22 protein-coding genes are annotated in these 22,727 nt (G+C 42.4%); all 22 read right to left on the bottom strand.

The window, feature by feature from the left end:
* Nucleotides 1-19 precede the first annotated feature (19 nt).
* The gene (locus LPY66_RS08535; RefSeq protein ID WP_337987651.1) at nt 20-1,171 is read right to left on the bottom strand and encodes an aminotransferase class V-fold PLP-dependent enzyme; all 1,152 of its coding nucleotides are present in this window, start codon (nt 1,169-1,171) and stop codon (nt 20-22) included.
* Nucleotides 1,172-1,227: 56 nt separating this feature from the next.
* Nucleotides 1,228-2,091, bottom strand: a complete 864-nt coding sequence (gene fdhD / locus LPY66_RS08530; protein ID WP_337987650.1) for a formate dehydrogenase accessory sulfurtransferase FdhD — start codon at nt 2,089-2,091, stop codon at nt 1,228-1,230.
* 161 nt (nt 2,092-2,252) lie between these two features.
* Complete coding sequence (locus tag LPY66_RS08525; protein WP_337987649.1) at nt 2,253-3,194, bottom strand: FAD/NAD(P)-binding protein; 942 nt, start codon at nt 3,192-3,194, stop codon at nt 2,253-2,255.
* A complete protein-coding gene (locus tag LPY66_RS08520; RefSeq protein WP_337987648.1) occupies nt 3,195-4,187 on the bottom strand; it encodes a 4Fe-4S dicluster domain-containing protein in 993 nt (330 codons plus the stop codon).
* An 11-nt stretch (nt 4,188-4,198) separates the two neighbouring features.
* Nucleotides 4,199-5,086: a 4Fe-4S dicluster domain-containing protein gene (locus LPY66_RS08515; protein ID WP_337987647.1), complete on the bottom strand. Its 888-nt coding sequence runs from the start codon at nt 5,084-5,086 to the stop codon at nt 4,199-4,201.
* Nucleotides 5,074-5,514 carry a hydrogenase iron-sulfur subunit gene (locus LPY66_RS08510; protein ID WP_337987646.1) on the bottom strand — a complete coding sequence of 147 codons (441 nt, stop codon included), beginning with the start codon at nt 5,512-5,514 and terminating at the stop codon, nt 5,074-5,076. The genes LPY66_RS08515 and LPY66_RS08510 overlap by 13 nt, the downstream gene beginning before the upstream one ends.
* The gene (locus LPY66_RS08505) at nt 5,511-7,493 is read right to left on the bottom strand and encodes a CoB--CoM heterodisulfide reductase iron-sulfur subunit A family protein (protein ID WP_337987645.1); all 1,983 of its coding nucleotides are present in this window, start codon (nt 7,491-7,493) and stop codon (nt 5,511-5,513) included. The genes LPY66_RS08510 and LPY66_RS08505 overlap by 4 nt, the downstream gene beginning before the upstream one ends.
* A complete protein-coding gene (locus tag LPY66_RS08500; RefSeq protein WP_337987644.1) occupies nt 7,490-8,371 on the bottom strand; it encodes a CoB--CoM heterodisulfide reductase iron-sulfur subunit B family protein in 882 nt (293 codons plus the stop codon). Before LPY66_RS08500 ends, LPY66_RS08505 begins: the two co-directional genes overlap by 4 nt.
* Entirely contained in the window at nt 8,368-8,937 is a 570-nt protein-coding gene (locus LPY66_RS08495) for a 4Fe-4S dicluster domain-containing protein (RefSeq protein WP_337987643.1), read from the bottom strand. The genes LPY66_RS08500 and LPY66_RS08495 overlap by 4 nt, the downstream gene beginning before the upstream one ends.
* A gap of 63 nt (nt 8,938-9,000) precedes the next feature.
* The gene (locus LPY66_RS08490; protein WP_337987642.1) at nt 9,001-9,180 is read right to left on the bottom strand and encodes a hypothetical protein; all 180 of its coding nucleotides are present in this window, start codon (nt 9,178-9,180) and stop codon (nt 9,001-9,003) included.
* Between the two features lie 355 nt (nt 9,181-9,535).
* Complete coding sequence (nrfD, locus tag LPY66_RS08485; protein ID WP_337987641.1) at nt 9,536-10,408, bottom strand: NrfD/PsrC family molybdoenzyme membrane anchor subunit; 873 nt, start codon at nt 10,406-10,408, stop codon at nt 9,536-9,538.
* 99 nt (nt 10,409-10,507) lie between these two features.
* On the bottom strand, nt 10,508-10,783 hold the full coding sequence (locus LPY66_RS08480; RefSeq protein ID WP_337987640.1) for a phage holin family protein: 276 nt from the start codon (nt 10,781-10,783) through the stop codon (nt 10,508-10,510).
* 25 nt (nt 10,784-10,808) lie between these two features.
* On the bottom strand, nt 10,809-11,093 hold the full coding sequence (locus LPY66_RS08475; RefSeq protein ID WP_337987639.1) for a hypothetical protein: 285 nt from the start codon (nt 11,091-11,093) through the stop codon (nt 10,809-10,811).
* A gap of 190 nt (nt 11,094-11,283) precedes the next feature.
* Nucleotides 11,284-12,297, bottom strand: a complete 1,014-nt coding sequence (locus LPY66_RS08470) for a zinc-dependent alcohol dehydrogenase (RefSeq protein WP_337987638.1) — start codon at nt 12,295-12,297, stop codon at nt 11,284-11,286.
* 34 nt (nt 12,298-12,331) lie between these two features.
* The gene (locus LPY66_RS08465) at nt 12,332-12,919 is read right to left on the bottom strand and encodes a 4Fe-4S dicluster domain-containing protein (protein ID WP_337987637.1); all 588 of its coding nucleotides are present in this window, start codon (nt 12,917-12,919) and stop codon (nt 12,332-12,334) included.
* Between the two features lie 12 nt (nt 12,920-12,931).
* Entirely contained in the window at nt 12,932-15,529 is a 2,598-nt protein-coding gene (locus tag LPY66_RS08460; protein WP_337987636.1) for a molybdopterin-dependent oxidoreductase, read from the bottom strand.
* Between the two features lie 651 nt (nt 15,530-16,180).
* Nucleotides 16,181-16,396: a hypothetical protein gene (locus tag LPY66_RS08455; RefSeq protein WP_337987635.1), complete on the bottom strand. Its 216-nt coding sequence runs from the start codon at nt 16,394-16,396 to the stop codon at nt 16,181-16,183.
* Between the two features lie 433 nt (nt 16,397-16,829).
* Nucleotides 16,830-18,758, bottom strand: a complete 1,929-nt coding sequence (locus LPY66_RS08450) for a sigma-54 interaction domain-containing protein (protein ID WP_337987634.1) — start codon at nt 18,756-18,758, stop codon at nt 16,830-16,832.
* A 232-nt stretch (nt 18,759-18,990) separates the two neighbouring features.
* Entirely contained in the window at nt 18,991-19,677 is a 687-nt protein-coding gene (locus LPY66_RS08445) for a DUF6320 domain-containing protein (protein ID WP_337987633.1), read from the bottom strand.
* A 10-nt stretch (nt 19,678-19,687) separates the two neighbouring features.
* Nucleotides 19,688-20,731 carry a hypothetical protein gene (locus tag LPY66_RS08440; protein ID WP_337987632.1) on the bottom strand — a complete coding sequence of 348 codons (1,044 nt, stop codon included), beginning with the start codon at nt 20,729-20,731 and terminating at the stop codon, nt 19,688-19,690.
* A 271-nt stretch (nt 20,732-21,002) separates the two neighbouring features.
* Nucleotides 21,003-21,824 carry a glycosyltransferase family 8 protein gene (locus tag LPY66_RS08435; protein ID WP_337987631.1) on the bottom strand — a complete coding sequence of 274 codons (822 nt, stop codon included), beginning with the start codon at nt 21,822-21,824 and terminating at the stop codon, nt 21,003-21,005.
* A gap of 14 nt (nt 21,825-21,838) precedes the next feature.
* Nucleotides 21,839-22,669 (bottom strand): DegV family protein, encoded by an 831-nt coding sequence (locus tag LPY66_RS08430; protein WP_337987630.1) that lies wholly within the window; start codon nt 22,667-22,669, stop codon nt 21,839-21,841.
* Nucleotides 22,670-22,727 lie beyond the last annotated feature (58 nt).

The raw sequence follows: 22,727 nt of genomic DNA, 5'->3' as shown, positions 1-22,727 counted from the left end.
TGATCCTCCTTTCTTCAATCTATTCACTCAGCTTTTGACCAGCAATATCTTCAATTGCTTCAAGGCAGGCATTGATTTCCTTAATTGTATTAAAAACGCTTAGACTTAAACGTACCGTTCCATAATTGAAAGTCCCCAATGTTCTATGCGCATCAGGTGCACAATGCAGCCCAGGTCTGGAAGCAATATCAAATACTCGGTCCAACATAAAGGAAACATCTGCAGGTTCCATTCCTTTTATATTGAAAGAAATTACTGGAGCTCTCTCAACATCACTCTTTGGCCCATAGACAATAACGCCGGGTATTTTTTGTAACCCTTCCAAAAGTTTTTCTGTCAAATCTCTTTCTTTTTTTCTGATATTCTCAATACCTGTTTGAAGCAAGAATCCAATACCGGCTCCTAGACCGGCAATCCCTGGCGTATTGAGTGTTCCGCTCTCATAGCGTTCCGGCAATTGGGACGGTTGAAACAAGGACTCAGAATTTGCACCAGTGCCTCCTTCTTTTAACGGTACAGGTAGAATCCCATCCCTTAAATAGAGCCCCCCAACCCCCTGAATACCTAGCAAGCTTTTATGCCCTGTAAAGGATAGTATATCAATATGCATTTTTTGAACATCAATAGGAAATATCCCTGCCGTTTGAGCCGCATCTACCATGAAGAGTATTCCATTTTTATGAGCTATTTCACCAATTTTCTCAATCGGATTAAGTGTCCCGGTAACATTGGAGGCATGTTGCAGAATAATCATTTTGGTATTTTTTTGAATAGAATTTTCAACCTCTTGGGGTAACACACCCTCATCCGATTCAGTTAGAATCTTCGTAACCCAAACACCTTTTTTCCTAATTGCCGCCAGAGGACGAATCACTGCGTTATGCTCAAAGGAACTCGTAATGACATGATCTGCGGTTTGTAACAACCCTTTGATACCTAAATTTAGAGCTTCAGTAGCATTCAGCGTGAATATGACTTGAGAAGGTTCCGGGGCATTAAATAATTTGGCGACAAGCTCCCGCGTTTCAAAAACGATCCGGTCCGCAAGCATCGCCATTCGATGACCGGAACGATTAGGATTCCCGCCTTTTTCCCTCATGCAATCGTTAACAGCTTGGTATACAGCCTCAGGCTTTGGCCAGGATGTGGCGGCATTATCTAAATAGATCAAATTGCATACCCCTTCCTTTACAGTAAACAATCATGGTCGAATTTAGCTCCCTGCTTTCAAAAAGACAATCTTTCTGAGATAATGACGCGTTCAGGATGGGTATAAATATTCATCCGGTTTTGCCGGGCAAATCCGACCACTGTAATTCCAAGTTCTTCAGCCAACTCAAGCGCCAAATTTGTCGGGGCGGAAACACCTATCAAAATTGGGCATCCCATTTTCCCCGTCTTTATCAAGATTTCGGACGAAATACGGCCACTGAATACAATAACTTTCTCTAATAGTTTGATTCCTTCTATCAAGGCCCATCCACTTAGTTTATCAAGTACATTATGCCGTCCAATGTCCATTGCATAAATTTCAAGTTTGCCATTGGATATGATCCCTCCGCCGTGCACCCCTCCGGTTTGGTGGAATAGATCGGATTTCTCTTCCAAAAAGTTAATATACTGACTGATATCACTGGAAGTCACTTGCAAACGGCTATCCAGTTTTTTGGTCATCCTGGCATCATTAGCATAGTAGAAGGAAGTCCGACCTTTGCCACAGCAGGAAGTGATATACCGTTTCAAAAACAAATTTTCGCTAAGAGTGTTCTCTTTTTTAGTTTCAACCCAGACAAGACCCAGGTGAGAATCTACAGTAACTTTTTTTAGCTCGTCGAAATGGCTGATAATCCCTTCGGAACACAAAAAACCGACAACCAATTCTTCAACCTGGCTGGGGGTACAAACAAGCGTCACAAATTCCTTGTTATTCAGATAGACAGTAAGTGCTGCTTCTACCACAACCTGTTCGGCTTTGACCTGCATCTCAGGCCCATCGATTTTGAGGACTTCAGTTACGGTAACCTCTGAATTATTGTCTTGTGAATGATTAACATCTTTGTTTTGATTATCCAAATCAAGTTCATTATGCATTTTGCAACCCCTTTAATAACTGTCCATATGTTTAAAAGCTACAAATGTTAATATATATCTTATATCTACGGCTCTGCATGAGGAGGCGCCGCATAAGTTTTACTTAGACTCTCAATAGTATTTTTCACTGCAAATAGTATTCTTCTTACAAAGTACCTCCACTAATACTCCGGCGGCAGCTCTTTCATTTGTTCCATTGTGAATACCGGTCCGTCAAGACAGACATATTTGGAACCGATATTACAACGGCCGCACTTACCGATTCCGCATTTCATACGCATTTCAAGCGTTGTAATAATATCCTTATCCGGGAAACCAAGCTTTTGCAGCGTCGGCAGGGTAAACTTTATCATCACCGGCGGCCCGCAGACGACCGCAACCTGTGGTTTAAACGCCAGTTCTTCGACATAGGAAGGAACAAAACCAACGTGACCGTCCCACCCTTCTTCTGCTTTGTCGATGGTTACGAATAAATCCGTATTGGACAGATCCCGCCAGTTCGTAAACAAGTCTTCTTTGAAGCACAGATCGTCTTTGGATCTTGCCCCGTACAAGATAGTGAGCTTACCATAATCCGCACGGTTTTTTAGACAATGCATGACCAAGCTCCGAACCGGGGCCAGCCCGATGCCACCCCCGATAATCAGGATATCCTTACCTTTGCAGTATTCCAGAGGGAATCCGTTGCCATAAGGCCCCCGGATTCCGACCAATTGGCCGACTTCTGCTTCGTGCAGCGCAAAGGTCAGTTCCCCCACGGCCTTAATGGCCATTTCAATATGGTTTTCGCCCTTATTGGTCACTGAAAACATGGCTTCACCGTACTGGCCAAAGGATAGCATCCCCAGCTGCCCAGGCTGCGGGTCAAAAGGCTTCTTATCATCCAGGGTGCTGATATAAAAGGTCTTGACATCCGAAGTTTCCTGCACGATCTTAATAATTTTGGCACAAACCGGAATCAGCGCATTGCCTTGATGATTATGGTTATGCGAGTCACTGCACGTGCATTGGCTCTGTTCTTCGACTTGAACCTGGACTTCAGTTTGGATCGGAGTTTGATCCATTTTTTTGCTTTTGTTGTTATTATTTTCGCGTTGTGACATCTATTCTGCCTCCTTAATCATCCGCATGACGGAGGTTATATCCATACCTACCGGACAAACGCCAATACATCTCCCACAGCCGGTACACTGCAGCATACCGTACCGTTCTGGGAAATAGTTCAATTTATGCAGAAATCGGTTGCGGACTCTTTCTTTTTTTCCGGGTCTGGGATTATGCCCGCCTGCCATCATCGTATATTCGCCAAACATGCAGGAATCCCAGCAGCGAAATTTATTAATCGTTTCTCCTTTAGTATCCTGGGAGATATCAAAGCAGTGGCAGGTTGGACAGGTATACGAGCATGCTCCGCAGTTTAGACATTTTCTGGATACTTCTTCCCATACCAGGGAATCAAACATGCTTTTAAGTTTCTCAGAAAGCCCTTCTGCATCTGCTTTCAGTTTGAATTCCAGGGACGCCGGTTCTTGAATCTCGTTTTCGGACAAAAGGCTTTTTATTGTTTCAAGGATTTTCTTCCCTTTTTCCGTTACAGCTTCAAATCCAATCAGTTCAGCCGACTGGTAAGCCTGAATATCAGCTCCCTTACCATTTTGAGGATCGACATCCATAGCATAACAGAAACAATTCGGCATTGTTCGGGTACAATTCAATGCGATGATGGCCGTGTTCTCCCGGCGCGCCTTATAAAATTCGTCCACATACCCTTTTTCTAAAAAGACTTTATCCAAACACTCCAGGCTTTTCAAATCGCATGACCTAACCCCAAAAAGCAAGCGTTTTTCATTGCTGACAGAGGCACTCACGATTTCCATGCTATCCCTATTGGCTGTAATTGCGTACATTTTTTCCGTTTGCGGGAAGAAGAGCTGCTTTGGAGAACAGAAGGTGTTTTCCTCGAGCATGATTTCAGCCGTTTTCTCATAAGGAATAAAGCCTGACGCATCTTTTGTTTTTGCCGGTACCATCACCTGATACTCTCTGGCTAGGATCTCCAGCAAGTCTTTCAGTTTATTTTTTTCAATCGCCAGCATCTTTCCACCTCCTACATAAATTCTTCAGGATCCGTATATTCGAACGCACCGAGCGGGAGGCGTTTCTCCGGATCGAGACCTGCTTCGTTTTCACCAAAGAGATTGTCAATATCCTGAATGAGTTTCCTGTTTAAGAGCATGATAGGGATATCCGCCGGGCACACTCTTTCACACTCGCCGCAGTCGATACATCTTCCGGCCACATGCATGGCCCTTGTCAGTGCAAAAAACATATTGTCGGAAATGTCGTTGGCTTTTCCCAGCCAGCCTTTCGAGCTGTGATCGAAGATGCAGTCCCTGCAGTTGCAGGCCGGGCAAACATTGCGGCAGGCATTGCAACGCAGGCATTTTTCATAATTGGAGGTAAAGTATTCGTATTTTTGATCCGGATTTAAATTCTCGACAGCTTGGACATCAGCGAAGGCTTTGGGCGGGATTTCCTTCTGTACGGTATTTTCACCCAAGAATTGATCATAAACCACCGCTGTCGGGTAACGGCATTCCCTGCATTTCTTGAGCATAGGAATTTCCGCGTTATCTCCGTCTTTCTCCGCTGCTTTATCATCTTTCATCCCCGGACAGGACAGACCGATCAAAATAATCTTTTCCCTTTTGATTTGGTTGTCCTGAAGTAGTCTGTTCATGCCCCTGGCATCACAGCCTTTAACAAAAACGGCCACTTTCCCCTCCTGATCCCGATAGTCAATGAGGTATTTTGCCAAATTGGCTGAACAGTATTCATCCCAGACCAGACGATCCACATCTTTGGTATCCGAGATAAACGCGGGGGTCGAGATATAGCTATGGTTGCCTTTTTCCCAGCCGATGACCAATTTGGCTTCTTGCTTTTCCAAAAGCTCTCCGGCAAGTTCTCTCATCTTCGTGTTTAACTGTTCCATTGCGTATTCCTCAACTTTCTGTTCGGTCCGAGGGCCCGGATCTCTTCCGTGATGTCTGTCATGGTCTGTTTAAATTTGGGAGCTTCCGCTGCGGAAATCCAACGGTTCTGGAATCTTTCCGGTTCCATTCCGATAAACGCCATTAGCCGTCTCATCAGCAGGAAGCGGCGCCGGGTAAAATAATTTCCCGTATGATAATGGCAATCGCCAGGATGGCATCCGGCAACTAAAACGCCGTCGACACCGTTCTGAAAGGCTTTGATCACAAATTGCGGGTTAACACGACCTGAACAAGGTACTCTTAAGATCCTGACATTAGGCGGGTACTGCAGCCGCGAGAGGCCTGTCAGGTCCGCACCGGCATAGGTGCACCAATTGCAGGCAAATACCAGGATTTTTGGTTCCCATTCTTTTTCTTCTTGTTTCATAGACACAGCGCATTCACCTCCGCCAGGATTTGTTCATCAGTAAAGTGTTTTAAGCCAATTGACGCCGAACGGCAGGCTACGGTACATGCTCCGCATCCCTGGCACAGGCTGCTGTTAACGTCGGCAACTTTTCTCTCAATAGTTATTCCTTGGACGCGCTCCTGAATCGCCTTCATGTCAATCGCTTTATAGGGACAGATCGGCACGCACAATCCGCAGCCGGCACAGGTCTTTTCATCCACGGCTGATACAATGGGTTCGGTGAGCATCTCTGTTTTGGATAACAATCCACAGGCCTTTGCTGCCGCTGCACTAGCTTGAGCCACAGTCTCCGGTATATCTTTGGGGCCCTGGCAGGTGCCTGCCAGATAGATACCCTGAGAGTGGGTTTCCACCGGAGCCAGTTTGGGGTGCGCTTCCGTATACCATAGATCCTTGTCATAACCGATACCAATTCTTTGGGCCAGCGCTGCAGCATCCAACTGGGGCACCATTGCTGTAGCCAGAACTACGAGATCGGCTTCAATTTCAACCGGCTGCGATATCAATGTATCTTCACCGCGGACAATCAGCTTATCTCCGCTTTGATATATTTTGGATACCCGGCCGCGGATATAGTTGGCATTATAATTCTCCCTGGTGCGATTGTAGAACTCATCATATCCTTTTCCTGCTGTGCGTACATCCATATAGAAGATATAGACTTTCGCATCTTTGATTTTTTCACTGACCAGGGTGGCATGTTTTGCGGTGTACATGCAGCACGTTTTGGAACAGTAGCTCTTTCCTTTTGCTATATCTCTGGAGCCGACGCATTTAATAAAGACCACGTTTTTCGGTTCCTGATGATCCGAAGGCCTTTTAATTTTTCCTGCTGTAGGGCCTGATGCGTTCACAAGTCTTTCAAATTGTAGTCCGGTGATGACATCCGGGTATTTTCCGTAACCATATTCGCCGTATACGGAATAATCAAAGAGTTCAAAACCTGTGGCCACGATGATGGCACCATACTTTTCGACTAAAAATTCATCCTGCTGCTCAAAATCAATGGCGTTTGCCGCGCATACTCTGCTGCAGATTCCGCATTTACCGTTCTTGAAAAAGGTGCATTTTGTCCTGTCGATAACCGGTTTATTCGGGATCGCCTGCGGGAACGGCGTATATATCACTCTTCTTTGCGACATCCCCAGTTCAAATTCGCTTTCTGTTTTGATCGGGCATTTTTCCGTGCAGATGCCGCAGCCTGTACAAACATCCATCCGGACTGACCTGGCTTTCTTTTTGATCGTGACATTAAAGTTGCCGACATAGCCTTCAACTTTCTCAATTTCGGAGTAAGTCAGCAAATTAATATTTGGATGGCCGGAGGCTTCCACCATTTTGGGTGTCAGAATACAGGCTGAGCAGTCCAAGGTCGGGAATGTTTTATCGATCTGCGCCATTTTACCGCCGATGGAGGGTCCTTTCTCGACGATGTCCACTACATGCCCAGCATTGGCTAAGTCTATAGCCGCCTGGATACCGGCGATGCCGCCGCCGATAATGAGCGCCCTGTCCGTAACAGGGATAGTGGCTTTTTGCAGAGGCGCGTCCTTAATCGCTTTGGCTACAGCCATTCTGACCAAATCTATGGCTTTTTCGGTTGCTTTTTCTTTTTCAGTGGTATGCACCCAGGAACAATGTTCCCGAATATTGGCAATTTCTACAAAATATCCGTTGATTCCGGCTTTTTCTATGCATTTACGAAATGTATTCTCATGCATCCGCGGGGAACAGGCGGCCACAACAATCCGATCCAGTTTGTGTTCTTTGATGGCCTTAATGATCAGGTCCTGTCCGGGTTCCGAACACATATATTTATAATCTGCTGCATATTCGACTCCCGGAAAATCCCTTGATTCTTCGGCGACTCGCGCAACATCCACGACTCCCGCGATATTGGTACCACAGTGACATACGAATACACCGACACGTTTCATAGTGTTCTCCCCCCTTCTTCTAAGATATCATTAACAAGTGTCAGGGCATCTTTAAAGTGTCTGTCTATACCCAGTTCTTTCGGTTCGACCCCAAAGGCCAGTCCCATTAGCTCGGTGATGTAGAAGACGGGAAGATCCAATAGATAATTTTTTTCTTTTTCGATTTGTTCCTGCCGCATATCCAGATTGTTCATACACATCGGGCATGCTGTAACGACACAATTGGCGCCGGCTTCTTTAGCCGCGATAAGTATTCTTTCGATCATCGGCAGCCCGACTATTCCTTTGGTCGTTGCATGCGAAGCACCGCAGCATTCTGTTTTGAACGCCCAGTCCACGCTCTCGCCGCCCAAAGTTTGGATGACTTTATCCATCGATTGCGGATCTTCAGGATCGTCAAATCTAACTGCTTTCGGACGAACCAGCAAGCAACCATAATAACATGCCGCTTTGATTCCTTTTAACGGCGTATCAATATTCTCTTTAATTTTTTCGATGTCAATGTCATTGGCCAGAACGTCAAGAATAGATTTTGCTTTTGCTCTACCTTCATATGGACGCTCAATAGTCTCTTCAATGGCGGTTCTCATTTCTTTCGATTCTTTGACTGCCAGTTCTGCCGCTTTACTGCGTGCATAACAGGCTGCGCAAGGGATGAGCACATCCAATCCTTCTTTTTCAGCTATGGCCATGTTTCTGGCCGGAAGGGCCAAAGAGAGCAAGTGATCGGTCAGGTGGGCGCTTGATGCGCCGCAGCAATTCCATCCCGGGATCTCCCAAAGTTCAATATCTAGAATCTCGGCTATTTCTTTCGTCGACATATCATATTCCTGCCCTGTTGAACTTAGAGAACACCCCGGATAATATGCATATCTCATACGTTTCCACCTCTTCTTCGGACATTTTCGAATATCTTTTTGACTTCAGTATTAGATTCTATCCGAGGAGGAAATGGATCGATTTTTCCCCTTGTAAATATTGGAAGGCCAAATTGAACATCTTTGAAAGGCTGAAGCCCTACTAAATTGGAACCGAGAATTAGGCCAAGCTCGTATACCCTTCCAAATTCCTCGACATACTTCAGGAACATTTGATGAAAAATATCGATTCTTCTTTCGGCAACGATTCTGTTTTCACCGGCTAATATTCTTAAGCTTTCCATAACCTCTGCAATGTTGACTTCTTGAGGGCAGCGCTCAGAACAGGTCAGACAGGTGGCACAGAGCCAAATGGTGTGCGAGTTCAATGCTTCTTCGAGCATATTGTTCTGAAGGTACCGCATGATTTCCCTGGGCGTCTTATCCATAGCAAAAGCAACTGGGCAGCCAGCACTGCATTTGCCGCATTGGTAACATTTTTTTGCCTCGGCTCTGCAGCCTTCTAACCGTTCTACCAGATCAGGGTCTGCCTGGTCCGATAAGAATGCTACTTTATAATTGCTCATTCTCTCTTTCTCCTTATTTAAGCTTGCTTTCGATATACCATCTATTGATAGCAACCTAGTTTATCAGTTATTGACCGGTACCCCCATTGCTTCCAATTTTGACAATATATCGGGGTCGTAGTTGGAAATTATTTCCTTCCATTTGGGATATTTTTTCTTTAGTTTTTCAAATTCTTCAGCATTGTCATGATAGATTTCAGCTAGCTTTTGTGGATCTCTTCTATATCGAAATATATCATTCATGGAAATCATCCTGATTCTCTCCTCCCAGTATTATTGTTTAAATGTTCAAATCGTTATCGATTCTTGTCCGTCTGTAATGTTTGAAATATTATCATTCATTTGATGAAATATAATAAAACCAACTGAAGAAAATTATCTTGATGCATTGTAGAGTATTATAATAAAGAGAAAATCATATAGTCCCCGGAAGCATATTCCCGATGTAATCTGTTTTAAGCACTAAGAAAACCTAGTATAAATGGAGATATTTGCTTGATTTCAGATTATCCTTGCCTTTAATTGCAATTTTAGGCTGTGCCTGAACCACCTTTTTTGGTGGCTCAGGCGCCCTATATATTGATATGCAATGATTTTTTTATGCCTGCGGAGAATAGACACCTGCATTCAGGATACTGTAGCGTAAGAAGACAACACCTACAATTTCCAGGATCCCGATGATTTGCCAAGCCATGGATGGCATCCAGCCAAACAATGCGGCCGCTATGGATACGCAAAGTGGTACTACGATCCCTGCACCAACCACACCAGTCTTGAATACAGGAGATATTCTTCCCTTCATCAACAATTGCATAGAAACCTGTGATCCTTCGGAACCACTAGCAGCCGACCGCAGATAAGAATAAAGACTAATCCCCGTTGCAGCCAAAATAGCGGTATTGATAAAGGCTAATGTTCCTGTTCCAACGGCAAGTCCGCTAAACGGAGCCAAGACCATGAACGCGCCTATCCCTCCTACCGCTGCACTTGTTAAGAAGACCATGGGGAGACCGCCATTATTCCAGAATTCCACCCCCTTCGATTCGGATAGGAAGTAGGCATCGTATGTCATCATGAAGGCGGCTAGCACCCCCGCAATTATCCCGAGTATTTTCCCACCTCCTCCCCATGGCAGCCAAGATAGACCTGGCAAGACGAGCGGTGCCACACTCACTGCCGATGTTACTCCAAAGAGTATTAATCCCCACGCCCCCTTGCTGATCCAGGAATCTTTTGGCCGGGAAAATATATTAAGCATCCGTTCCGGCCTTCCAAGATCTGATAATAGGAGTAATCCTTTCCCTAATAACATAAGAAGTACAGCGATTATCGCCCCCAAAGAAAACTTAAAGATTAGAGAGGTTATAAAAAGCCCTCCTGCGATTGCTCCGATTGCCATTTCCAGCCACATTTGAGGCTTGCTCCACTCTTTTTGTTCTTTATAATCTAAACTTAATCCGTAATTATTCATTTTTATATCTCCTTTCAAATTTGGCTCTTAGCCAATAACATTATTACTCGAAATCACCTAGGCTTTTTGAGAATTATATGAGGCCTAAAAACTTGGGAGCTATAATATCTTCCTTTTTGCGATTAAAAGCATGCATACTCCCGAACCAAAAGCAAGGCCCGCATCGATTATTGCCGCTACAAACGGCGGTACTAACAGGCTGAGTCCGAGATAAATTCCCCATGCGGTCATGGCAAAACCCACCAAAAACAAAACGCCGGTCACTAGGAGCAGACCTATTGCTACTAATATTTTCCACATTTTTTCGCGGAATTGCGTAAATTGCACTTCCAAGAAATTGACCAGCGTACTAATGCTTTCAGACAAATTTTCCATGACATAGCACCCCTAATCCGTCATATTACTTCTTTTTCTTAAAAATCAACACTACTAAAAATCCAAGCCCAAGAGCGACCAGAAGTGATGCCACCGGATTTTTTTTGACAGTTTCGACCCCTTTATCTACAATGATTTTGCCGTTTTCGCTTACTTTTTGAACGATTTCGGTTCCCTTTTCAAGGGGCTTTTGTGAAACTTCACGCAATACTTCGCACCCTTGTTCGATTATCAGACCAAGAGCAGCTTTCAGCCCTGACAAATCAAGAGCTTTCAGATTTTCATTGGGAATACCATTTTGCGTACTCATTTTTTCCTCCCTCGTAAGATAGGTATAGGGTTCAGATTATGAAACCGCCCCGAACGACATCTGAGCACGTAGGAGGGTAGAGCCCTCCTGCGTGTCCTAAGATCATATATCATCATTCGGGTTATTCATCTGCCAATTAAGACATGATTTAAGCGACTGGAACTAATACTATCCATCTGAGTTATCGTGCTTATTCGTAATCAATGACTACCTTGATCGCCTCTTGTTGGTTTTTAGCTGCTTCGAAAGCTTGGTTGATGTCCGCAAACTTAAAGCGATGGGTAATCAAATTCTTAGGCACTGATTTGTCTTTTTCCAAAATCCCCAGTACGCGTTTGATTTGGGTATCGCCGTAAGCGCAGGAACCGACAATATGCAGCTGTTTGGTGAAGAAGTTCATTTGATCAAGCACAATTGGCTTTTTATGAACGGCAACAATTGACAGTCTTGCACCAACTTTGGCAAAAGTATAAAAATCAGAAATGACTTTTTCAACGCCGGCGCAGTCAATAAAGATGTCACAATCGGCATACTTGCCAAAGGTTGAACTGACAGTGCCAAAATGTTCTTTAATGAAACCTGAAAGTTTTGCTTCGGTAAAGTTATGCGGAGTTCCGCCCATATCCTTAACCTTTTGCAGCCTTAAAGGGATCATATCGGAGACCACTACATCCTCGACGCCGAATGATTTCAGAGCGGCCAAAGCGCACAGGCCGATCGGGCCTGCCCCGAAGATCACGGCTTTTTCACCTTTTTGAGGGTTAACCGAATCAGCCCCATGGGTACTCACGCAGAAAGGCTCCGTCAGAACCGCGTCGTCATAGCTCAGATTTTCGGCCAGTTCGTAAAGATTGAAGCCGAGCGCGGCATTTTCAATCAATACATATTCCGAAAAAGCACCGCACGTATTACATTTTAGGTCAAATCCTTTTTTGGCTCTGGTGGGATTGACAAATACGCGCATGCCCGGTATGATACCGTTAACTTCGCTGCCCACTTCAACGACTTCGCCCACAAACTCATGTCCAAACTCGCTGCCCTGGCCAATCCCCACAACTTTATTGTCATGAGCATAAGCGGTAAGGTCGCTGCCGCAGATAGCCGCTCTTTTGGTTTTAACCACGACATCGGTAGGCCCTGCGACAGGGGTTGGGATTTCTTCGATTGCAATTTCGCCCACATTACGAAAAATGGTTGCTTTCATAGTTTTTCTCCCTTCATTTTCTGGTGAATAGCCATTATTGTAGATAATATACGTGAGGATCCGTACCCATTTCAGGTCTGAGCTGGTACCCTTTTCTCTGGTTAATCAAATCCATAAGTTCTTCTTTTTCTCCGAAGGTTCTGGCTTCGACGGGACAGGCTTTGACGCATGTTGGCTCTAAGCCCTTTGCCAAACGGTCTTTACAGAAATCGCACTTGTCGATGACGCCTTTGGGCATAGCCTGATATTTTACAGCCTCGAAAGGAGTCAATTGAGAGCCGAAATATCCATGCTCGTCTTCGCGGAAATAACGGGCACCGTACGGGCAAGCTGTCATACACGCTTTGCAGCCAAGACATTTATTTTTATCCACTGATACGATCCCGTTTTCGCCTTTTACAGTAGCCCCACTTGGACAGACTTTGACGCAGGCTGGATCATCACAGTGCATGCATAACATCGGAAGACTCAGTCTTCTTACATGCGGAAAGTGCCCAAACTCTTTCTTCATTACTTTCGAACGGGTTACTCCCGGAGGCGTCCCATTCTCCATTTTACAGGTTGTGGCACAGGCACCGCATCCGACGCACTTCTTTAAGTTTATAACCATACAGTAGCTCATCTTTATCTCTCCTTAAGATTTTTTAGTCACCTTAACTCTTACACATTGATCCCAAGCTCCGCTGGCAAGGTCAAAATAATCAATATCTACGCAATCCATCAAATGACAGATCGCAGTCCCTTTGTTTTGGGATATGGTTTCATATTTGGACTTGGTGCCCCAGCTGCCGCCGATAACGGAGATAACCTCCGGATGGATGCCTTCGACTAGCATCAAGCGTCCTTCTACAGATATGCCTTGCTCAGTTTGGAAAATGACCTCGTCACCGGTCTTAAGCCCCTTGGCTTCAGCCGTAGCCCGGTTGATTTCCACGGTATAACCATAGGGATCATTCCGGTTGATTTCATCGGCCCAAGGACTCCGGTGGCCCCAGCTGTCAACATTAAGCGCATTGGTATAGTAGATCGGCATCAGATCATATTCCGGGTTGGTTACTGCAAAGTGCTTGCAAGGAACCCATCCTGGCAGCGGCTGGAAGTTATCGAGCGGCCCCCAGGGAATCCCATTTTCCTTAACAAGGGCTTCTACCTGCGGTTTTACTATGACAGGTCCTTCCAGGTAAACGGGAACTCTCGCTCCATGGTGCGGAATCAGGTAAACTTCTTCAGGTTTGCGGGGCCAAGTCAATACGCCGTTCTTCTTAAACCATTCCAGGCCCTTATCCGGGCCGAACCATTCTTTATAGCACCGGTCCAGCATTTCCTCGAAAGTATATTTTTCTTTGGAGCTTACTTTATACTCTTTCAGCATGAAAGTAGAATTTAGAGTAGTATTATACGCACCTCTAAGTCCAAGGCGTTCGGCGATTTCCATAAAGCTTGTTACAGCATTGGGGCATCCGTCCCTGGGTTCCACGACAGGCTGGCGTATACCCATAGACCACGGAGTTGTCAGGCTGCCGGGGGTGAGGTGATTGCCGGAAAGATTGGGGAAGAAATCATATCTTTCCAAAGCTTGCGCTTCCGGAATGAATAGATCGGCAAAATAAGATGTATCCGATAAAAACATGTCAAATAGAATAATATACTCAAAGGTTCTCAGGAATTGTTCCATTTGATCATGCCTGCCCCAGTTCTTTAACGGGTTGCCAGCGTAGACGATGAATAAATCAGCTCTTTTAATTTTGTACTTTTCATTTTCTATCTGCAAAGCCGGGACAAGATGATTATCGGGGATCATATTCAAGGGCTGGAGGCTTACACGGCCGTGGTCATAATCTCCTCCCAGTTTAACCGGTCTTTCCCATTTTTTGTAATCGGATTCATTACCGGGATACATCATCGCATTGTGTTCCATTAACATGTCCGGCTTATAGGTTCCCGGCGACCATACGGGTTTGCCGGTCCCCGGGTAGCCAAAGCTCGTCGGAGCATAGGGTATATAGCCACCCGGAACATTTAAGGATCCGATCAAAATATTCAGGTAAATGATGGCCCAGGAAGAAAGATAAGAATTTTTGTGGCGAGTCGTACCTGAGAAAGTGTCTACTGCAGCCGGACGGAAGGGATAGACCTTCCCTTCAATAGTGATAGTCTGGCCGATACAGGCAGCTTCCAACAATTCCTTAGCAATTTGGCGGATCTGCGCTGCTGGAATCGTGGTAATTTTCTCCGCATATTCTGGGGTATATGTCTTGACATGATCGTAATAGAATTGGAAACCTGGTTTGCATGTGATGCCGTTAACAGTGTAGGTTCCGAGAAGGGCCTTGTCTTGGATAGTCTCGTCGTCAATTGTTTTAGCCTTGTTTTCGGCAAGATCCCAACAATAGGGTTTCCTTGTTTCATTTTCGCGGACAATAAGTCCGGTTTTAACATCGACAAGGTCACAGCCGTTAGTGTACTTCTTAATATATTCGACATCATATTTGCCTAGTTCGTGTATAATGACATAGCCAAAGGCCATCGCCAAAGCACCGTCTGTACCCGGACGGATCGGCAGCCAGACATCGGCTTTTTCCGCACCGGCGCTCATATGGGGGTCAACCTCCACGAATTTGCAGCCATTGTCACGGGCAGTAGCAAAGCGGTTTGCCGTCATATTGGTTCCGTGACGGGTAACCGTGCCTGCCTGGGTGCCGAACTGGATGACATATTTGCAAAGTTCATAGTCAGGAGCCGCATTGCCGTTTCCGCAATACCGGTTGAGAACCGTATGGATGGCGGCACCGCAAATGCCTGCGGTATAGAAGTTACCGCCTAGTGTGATTGTTTGCCAATTAACAAATCCTGGAAGCAAACCCGGAGCATTAGTAATCGAGGAATAGCCCAGGATACTCTTGGGACTATTTGCCCTTGCTTTTTTGATCTTTTCGGCAGCAAGGTCATAAGCCTCATCCCAGCTGATTTCTACCCAGCCCGGATCTTCGTTAAGACCTTTTTTCGGATTGGTTCTCTTCATAGGTTTGGTCTTGCGGTTCGGATCATACAGCTGCATGATCGCGTTAGCCGCCTTTCCGCAAATATGCCCCATGCCGACAGGGCTGTCAGGATTGCCCTCAATGCCCACAACGATGCCGTCAACCCTATGCACTTTAATTGCGCAGTTATTAAAGCACTGATTACACGCGGTTGGAATCCATACATCTTCTTTCTTGTGTTTTACTGCCATGTTTTTCCATCTCTCCTTATTCTTTTCTTTAACTTTCAATGTGATTTATAGATAAAACCTATCTTAAAATCATATTGCAATCATTTTGCCGGGAAATAAACGCCTGTACAATGCAAAACAAACCAGAATATTTTCTCTATACCCTCTTTCGATGACTTTCGTATTAACAGCCATTCTAAAAACCAAATCACCTCACTGCAGACTTTTTGAGTATTGTTTTGCTAAGGATCGGCTAGTAAACCGGTCCAATATCACGTCTTAGAAAATTGCATTGTTATATCAATAATTGTAATTTTTTCCCATTAAGTTTAAGTCTTCTATTTTATAGTCGAGAACACCACATTTCTGAGACTGTTAAAAGGTGTCAGCTCATTTTTAAGCGTAATTGTTATCTGGAGAAAGTAAATCAATGATAATTGTGATCAGCTTCGTTACTATTCTAAAAACAACGATTAATTACTGTAATAGCCTATGTATCAAAGCCATGCTTTCTATGTCATTGAGTTCCCCCTAAACAAATAAATTGCATGTCTCTAATTTCATATCCGCTTGGCTTTGATACATGCTACTATCTGACCTGTGAATGATTATTCAAGATTAGAGAATTTCTATATGAATTTTGGGTGTTACAGGTCTGATTATTTCTTATACTTATCCGAGTTGTGATAAGTCATTAAGAATCGCTGCCAGCATTTCTTCAGAAATACCAGCTTCAGGAAAACCAGCTACGACACCCAAGGAATAACCTAATCCCTGTTCAAGATCAGGATTTGTAGTAATTCCCGGGAGATGCTTTTCCATTACTGCGGCTGCAGCAGCGTCCTCAATAAGCTCACGCATTGTTGAATCTTCGTCAAATTTTGCCATAATAAATTCCCTCCATTTGATAAATAAAATATTAAATAAATTTAACTAGAAACCAGTATTAATTAGAAACCAGTAGACTTGGATAGGGGGTATTCCATTTATTCTGGATTCTAAAATCTAAAAACTCAAATCACCTCACTATGCATATATTTGTATAACACGGTGAGCTAAGTAAGTTAATCAACATACTACTCACTACACTCTTAAATAATTGCATCATTTGTGCCAACAATAACAAACGCTAAGATTGCGGATAAAAGCCTATCTCGATTTAGAGATAAACGTTGAAAAAAACAACACTGTTGTTATATCCAACAACAGTGTTGTTTTTATTTATCTATTCAATATCCGGCAGTAACTCTTTAAATATTCCATTTTTCAAGAGAATGTACTAATGCAGAAATAAATCGTTAATAAATTATAAAGACTTATTTTAGCGGGGCCGTGTAAACTGATAAATTTGCATCTTACTATAAAGAGTACTTCTGTTTATTCCCAGTTCATATGCTGCTTTAGTTATATTCCAGTCATGCTTTTTAAGGGCAGCAGCTACTAGCTCTTTCTCCATATTCTTCAATACATAGGAATTGTTCTCTTTCTTAATCGCATCATTAACGCCAATAGTCAACTTATTTATTTTATAATCTGCGGGTAAGTCATCAAAAGTAATAATGTCGTGTCCGTTCAAGATCAAGATTCTCTCAATAATATTATGCAATTCCCTAACATTACCTGGCCATCCATAAGACATCAAAGCTTGCATTGCACTCTGGTCTATTGTAGTTGACGGAAACCCGTGTGCTTCACATAATTGTTTTATGAAGTGGTCAATAATTATTGGAATATCGTTTCTCCTCTCTTTAAGAGATGGTACTCTAATATTAATAACATTCAACCTATAAAATAAATCTTCCCTGAAAGTTCTCTTATTTACTTCTTCTTGCAGACATCTGTTTGTAGCCGAGATGATCCTGACATCAACCTTTTTCGATTTACTGCTACCAATACGGCTTACTGTTTTGTCTTGTAGAAAACGCAGCAATGCTACTTGCAAATCAAGCGGCATTTCTCCAATCTCGTCCAAAAAGACAGTGCCTCCGTCGGCTAATTCCATCTTGCCGGCTTTACCCTCTTTTAATCCTCCCGTAAATGAACCGCTATCATACCCAAATAGTTCACTGTTCAATAATTCTCTGGGTAAAGCACCACAGTTTATTGCTATAAATGGACCCTTCCGCCCACTTGCCTGGTGCAGGGCTTCAGCTATAAGCTCTTTTCCGGTACCAGTTTCACCTTCGATAAGAATACTAACAGACGAATCGGCAATTCTCATACATGTTTTCTTAATTTCGATAATCTCAGGTGTAGCACCAATAATGCGGTCAAAAAATTCAATCGGATTCCGATTTTTAATAGAACTTTTGGATTTTTGTGTTGAGTAAATTGAATTAGATTCTCTATTTGCATTAAGCACGATTAGCGTATGACTATTATCTCTATATGAAGATATCGGCATTCTTTTCTTTATTGAACAAATAAAGCTCCCCGAATTAGTCATTATAATAAAATTATCTCCAGTGTCCAACTTGGGAAATCGGGCCTGAATATATTCTTTTAATGTACTATTCAGGTTATCTGCTGAATTTTGAGCAAGATTAATCAGCTTTAAACATAAATCATTGGCAGCAATAATCGCACCAAACTCATTTAAAACAAGTGCTGGCTCAGAAAGTCCATTTAGAATAGAATCTAAATAAACACTAAATCTATGATTATCTTGCAATTTAGATTGAATAAATCGACAATCAAAATAAAAGCTTTCTTTTATTTCAGGTACTATCTCATTATCGTTTAAAACAATCGATACTGAACTAAAAATGCTCCCATTGTAACTGAAAGGAATTAAAATACCGTCCCAAAAATGACCCTGATTTTCTAATTTGTATTTTGTATGAAAATTCACAAATTCACCTTTACTAAGGGCATTATTCATGGTCGAGAAATAACTTTCCTTATGTTCCACAGATTTATAACCGATTTTAGTTTCATCATTAGAAAATGTAATGCGCTCTTTCACAACAAGATATATTCTAAGTCCCTCTTTACTTAAACCTAAATAATCTTTAAAGGCGGGTTTAATTATCTCGTTCATAGTTCTATAGGTATTTGAGTACTGAGTACTATCCATCATAAAAGGAAGCTCGAACTCCTTTAATTTCCTTTCTGATATTTCACCTAAATCAAAATTTATTTTTGTCCAAAATTCATCTTTTTTAGAAAGTTTGTCATACCATTTTTGGTTTTCATTAAAAGATTTTTGTTCAGCCTCCGGATTCAAAAACTGAAAAAAATCAACCGCCATATATTTTGACCTCCCCCCAAAATAACAAGATGATTTTATCTTAAGTACATATTACTTGATATTTTCATAATATTCAAATGTTTTATCATAACACCTTTTTATTGATAAACTTCTATAATAAATATTTATTTTAAGGCCTTACCACTGCCTCGTATATACTAAAGCCCACTGAAATTACCCTCCCTCGGTTTTAATATTCTATACACCATTATGGCGTATTTAAAAAACTCATCTATAAATGAAACTTCCTTATTAACTCCTCCCTGACTATTTTCTTTGCCAAAATAGCCATGCAGATAATGGTCAAATAGGAAAAAATTGCGGCTATAATGCTGGGCGTCATGGGCTGTGCTATGCCACTAAGCACTAAAATTAAAGGGATAAAACCAAGCACACATAAGGACAACTGATATATCAGGAAATCACGCCAATTTTTCTGACTACTGAACATGATGATGTTAATCGCTATAATAAAGCAGATAAAAATAAACGGCATGGCATAAGAAAGAGCCCATGATACGCGATTGATGGTTTGCGTGTCATAGGCAAAAGCGTTGACGACAACAAGTAAAAGAGGTATTGCTATGGCATGGCCGATAAGCTTCAGCCCGAGATGTACACGCTTCGCAAATGTGAATAATCCCAATAGCCAGGCATATAGCACACAGGAAGAAAAAATAACACTCCATAAATTTCCACTCCATGTTACCTTGTTAGCTACCACTGAGGAAGCAATCAAAAAAACGGACACAAATGATATGGTCTTGGTCAGTTTGCTGTCCTTCTTTTTTAACCGCTCAAAAACAGGATATGTCTTTTCTAAATCCTCGCTACAGATAGCCTCCAGTTCTCTGTGACACAATGGGCAGTGATTTGTTTTTGCGGATATCGTGATCTTACAATCTACACAGTATAGCATTGTTTTCTCCTCAAACAACCCCTTCCCAAAAATTGCTTTGTATCTCAACCTCCAACCCCTGATCGGTCAAGTATGAAAAAAACGTTTTTTCAAGCTCAGTTTCATAAACGCATCGTGTAAAGCCAATCGTTGTTATTCCGTTACATGAAATAATCCCCAAATTATGCGTATATTGATCCGCAACATCAAAGTTCATTTCAAAATTCTCTAGAAGCCCATTCATCGAGGAAGGCAAAACAACGTTTCCGAGGTTTGACATCGTGGATGTCATTATACCCGAACCAATAATGTGACCAAGCCTTATTAACGCCCATTTTATTATTAATGGACAGCACTTGGTAGCAGTACTTTTTCCTAAGGATACATTTAAATTTAAATTTTTTTGTAGCCTTTCCCTGTCAAGTTCAGATGAAAACTGATTTTTGATTTTGGTCAGTATTTCTTCAAAGCTTGGTTTATATTCTTTACAAAGAATGGACGTGCGAAAAAACAAAAAAAAGTTACGAAGTGTTTTTGAATGATAATACCCACGCATATCTATCGGGACACAAATGTTTACAGGCATATTGCATAGTCTCTTTATATCACCCGTTTGAATAATGCTATGGGTTAGAAGGGCGACCATGTATTGACTTATCGTAGCTTTATTCTCCTTTACCAATTTTCGCAGTTGCTCCGTTCGTACTTTTCCGTTAATAACGCCAAGACCTTCTTGAGGAAAACGGGTGCCAGATGTATGATAAGCCCTCACCATCTTGTCCAGTTTCCTTCCCGTCAGCGAAAAGTTTTTTAGGTAACTGTCCTCAATTTCAACAGATGTCGGCTCTTGGTCCAGTGTTAATACCAGGTTCTCACTCTCCACTTGAAATCCAAGCAATTCAAAATAATGATATACAACTGTTTTTAAAAACTCTAAAGCGCCCCTTCCATCGCAAATGCCATGAAATATTTCTAGACTTATACGGTTTTGATAATGAAAAAATGTAAATAAATATCCGTTATTATTATGAGAATCAATCGCCTGACAAATATAGGAGGATTCCGGTTTAATCATCGGCGTTTTTTCATTGGCCTCATAGTAATACCAGAATAATCCTTTTCTAAGCTTGACATAAAAAGTCGGAAACCGTGATTTGCAATCGGTTACCGCCTGCTGCAGAACAGAAGGGATGACATCCTGCTTAAGTTTTACAGCTATTCTGAAAACATAGCTGCTTTTTGCGCTGGTAATAATGGGATATAACTTCGCCGTATTATCCAACGTGTACCACTTGGATTCATCCATAAAAATGTCATCCATTGTTTTGCTCCTCAATGAATATACTTTAATGTGTCATTTGCTTTAGGTTTTGCTTAACATCATTATAAAACTGGTGCAGCTCACTGTGGCTTTTGCTGTTCCAAGGCTTATTTCTGCCACTGTAATGGATGATTTTCGTATTGTTTCGAACCCATATAGCATTGATTCGTCGGGATTTCGGAATTGCCCTGCCACTAATGGCAAAATGCCAATCGTCTAAATTGTAAAGAAGCGTATCGAGCGGCAGCACATGGCGGCCATATAATACGCTTATGACATCCTGGTCCGGCATCCAAAGCGTATGCATTCTTTTTTCGATAAAGTTCAGGATAACATCCTTATCGTATAAGCTTCGCATTTTTTTTAGATCCATCAACATGACACCTGAATTAATATAATAACTTCCTTTCGGTAATTGTAATCGAATACTGTGAATAAAATATGAACTTCCCGAAACATGAGAAGCAGCAGCGAGACAGTAATCTCCGAGATCTAAATCATATAGCTCACGAAGTGAATTTATCACTACAATATCAGCATCAAGATACAAAATGCGATTTACTTCCTCCGGCAAAACCCATGGTGCAAGCAAGCGATAATATATTTCGCGTGACCAGTGAAATCTGACAGGGGCGTTCGTAAATTCTTCGTCATCAACATGAATAGCCTTGATGGTACAGCGCGGGGTTTCAATGTAATATTTAAAATAAGTAATGTTTTCATTCGATAATGAAGAATGGAGCAGATAAATTGTGATATTAGCCTGGGGATTACTTTCCAATATGGAACGTATCAAAATAATAAATTGCTCTGCATAATTATAATTGATGCTAACGAGTATGTTCATTTTTCTAATCTCCTTCAAAATGCCATAACAATCCCTTTGTCATTGGTATAGACAGAACTTAATCCTCTCGTTGGCAAAATGAGTATTTCCTTGAAATGGTATCTGGCTTTAATCGTGTCCTTCAACCTTTCAGCAAGTCCGGCATTGTTGCAGTGAGTGATAACAATATCTTCTCCATCGGTTTTTCTGCCGCTTGCCTCTATTGTATCTGCCAGCTTTTCTATGATTTGTTTCTGCCCACGCGCATGCGAAAACAGCGTGATATTCCCATGTCCGTCTGATCCCATAATCGGCTTGAGATTTAGCACAGAAATCAACTTCCCGGTAATTTTGTTAAGCCGTCCGTTTTTTAACAGATTATCAATGTTATCTAAAACAAAATAGGTTTTCATCTCGGCAATAAAGCTTTCTATCGAAGAAATGATCCCTGACTTTGGAATCCCGTCTTGGATCAGTTTTAGGATTTTCCAAACAACTAATACCTCTCCTGCCGTCGCGCTCTTGGAATCAAAAACATGAACATCCGCGTTCTCTTCTTCCGCCATAGCTTTCCCTAACATTGCGCTCGTATATGAGCCGGACAGATTACTTGATAAGGTGACAGCAAAAGAGGTATGTGAACCTTGAAACGCCTCCTTATACAGCATAGGCGACGGAGAAGCTGAGCCAACCCTATCCTCACAGTTTTTCATTTCTTCCATAAAACCCGAAAGGTCAAGAGCGTCATCATCAACAAAGCATGCTTCACCCAAAGTCATGGTTAGAGGGACAGTGGTTACTCCCCACTTTTTTCTGAGCTCCTGCGTTAAGTCACAGCAGCTATCTGCAATTATTCTGTAGTTCAATAATTTCACCTCATATGATTAGATTATCTATAATAGTTATTGTCATAACAAGTCTTGA

The organism is Dehalobacter sp. DCM, from assembly GCF_024972775.1.
Taxonomy (GTDB): Bacteria; Bacillota; Desulfitobacteriia; order Desulfitobacteriales; family Syntrophobotulaceae; genus Dehalobacter.
The sequence above is the reverse complement of the archived record's forward strand: the minus strand, read 5'-3'. Positions and strand labels throughout refer to the sequence as shown.

Coding starts and splice junctions, on each gene's coding strand:
- fdhD (WP_337987650.1), bottom strand. CDS start 2,091: ATGCATAATGAACTTGATTTGGATAATCAAAACAAAGATGTTAATCAT.
- LPY66_RS08525 (WP_337987649.1), bottom strand. CDS start 3,194: ATGTCACAACGCGAAAATAATAACAACAAAAGCAAAAAAATGGATCAA.
- LPY66_RS08520 (WP_337987648.1), bottom strand. CDS start 4,187: ATGCTGGCGATTGAAAAAAATAAACTGAAAGACTTGCTGGAGATCCTA.
- LPY66_RS08515 (WP_337987647.1), bottom strand. CDS start 5,086: ATGGAACAGTTAAACACGAAGATGAGAGAACTTGCCGGAGAGCTTTTG.
- LPY66_RS08510 (WP_337987646.1), bottom strand. CDS start 5,514: ATGAAACAAGAAGAAAAAGAATGGGAACCAAAAATCCTGGTATTTGCC.
- LPY66_RS08505 (WP_337987645.1), bottom strand. CDS start 7,493: ATGAAACGTGTCGGTGTATTCGTATGTCACTGTGGTACCAATATCGCG.
- LPY66_RS08500 (WP_337987644.1), bottom strand. CDS start 8,371: ATGAGATATGCATATTATCCGGGGTGTTCTCTAAGTTCAACAGGGCAG.
- LPY66_RS08495 (WP_337987643.1), bottom strand. CDS start 8,937: ATGAGCAATTATAAAGTAGCATTCTTATCGGACCAGGCAGACCCTGAT.
- LPY66_RS08490 (WP_337987642.1), bottom strand. CDS start 9,180: ATGAATGATATATTTCGATATAGAAGAGATCCACAAAAGCTAGCTGAA.
- nrfD (WP_337987641.1), bottom strand. CDS start 10,408: ATGAATAATTACGGATTAAGTTTAGATTATAAAGAACAAAAAGAGTGG.
- LPY66_RS08480 (WP_337987640.1), bottom strand. CDS start 10,783: ATGGAAAATTTGTCTGAAAGCATTAGTACGCTGGTCAATTTCTTGGAA.
- LPY66_RS08475 (WP_337987639.1), bottom strand. CDS start 11,093: ATGAGTACGCAAAATGGTATTCCCAATGAAAATCTGAAAGCTCTTGAT.
- LPY66_RS08470 (WP_337987638.1), bottom strand. CDS start 12,297: ATGAAAGCAACCATTTTTCGTAATGTGGGCGAAATTGCAATCGAAGAA.
- LPY66_RS08465 (WP_337987637.1), bottom strand. CDS start 12,919: ATGAGCTACTGTATGGTTATAAACTTAAAGAAGTGCGTCGGATGCGGT.
- LPY66_RS08460 (WP_337987636.1), bottom strand. CDS start 15,529: ATGGCAGTAAAACACAAGAAAGAAGATGTATGGATTCCAACCGCGTGT.
- LPY66_RS08455 (WP_337987635.1), bottom strand. CDS start 16,396: ATGGCAAAATTTGACGAAGATTCAACAATGCGTGAGCTTATTGAGGAC.
- LPY66_RS08450 (WP_337987634.1), bottom strand. CDS start 18,758: ATGGCGGTTGATTTTTTTCAGTTTTTGAATCCGGAGGCTGAACAAAAA.
- LPY66_RS08445 (WP_337987633.1), bottom strand. CDS start 19,677: ATGCTATACTGTGTAGATTGTAAGATCACGATATCCGCAAAAACAAAT.
- LPY66_RS08440 (WP_337987632.1), bottom strand. CDS start 20,731: ATGATTAAACCGGAATCCTCCTATATTTGTCAGGCGATTGATTCTCAT.
- LPY66_RS08435 (WP_337987631.1), bottom strand. CDS start 21,824: ATGAACATACTCGTTAGCATCAATTATAATTATGCAGAGCAATTTATT.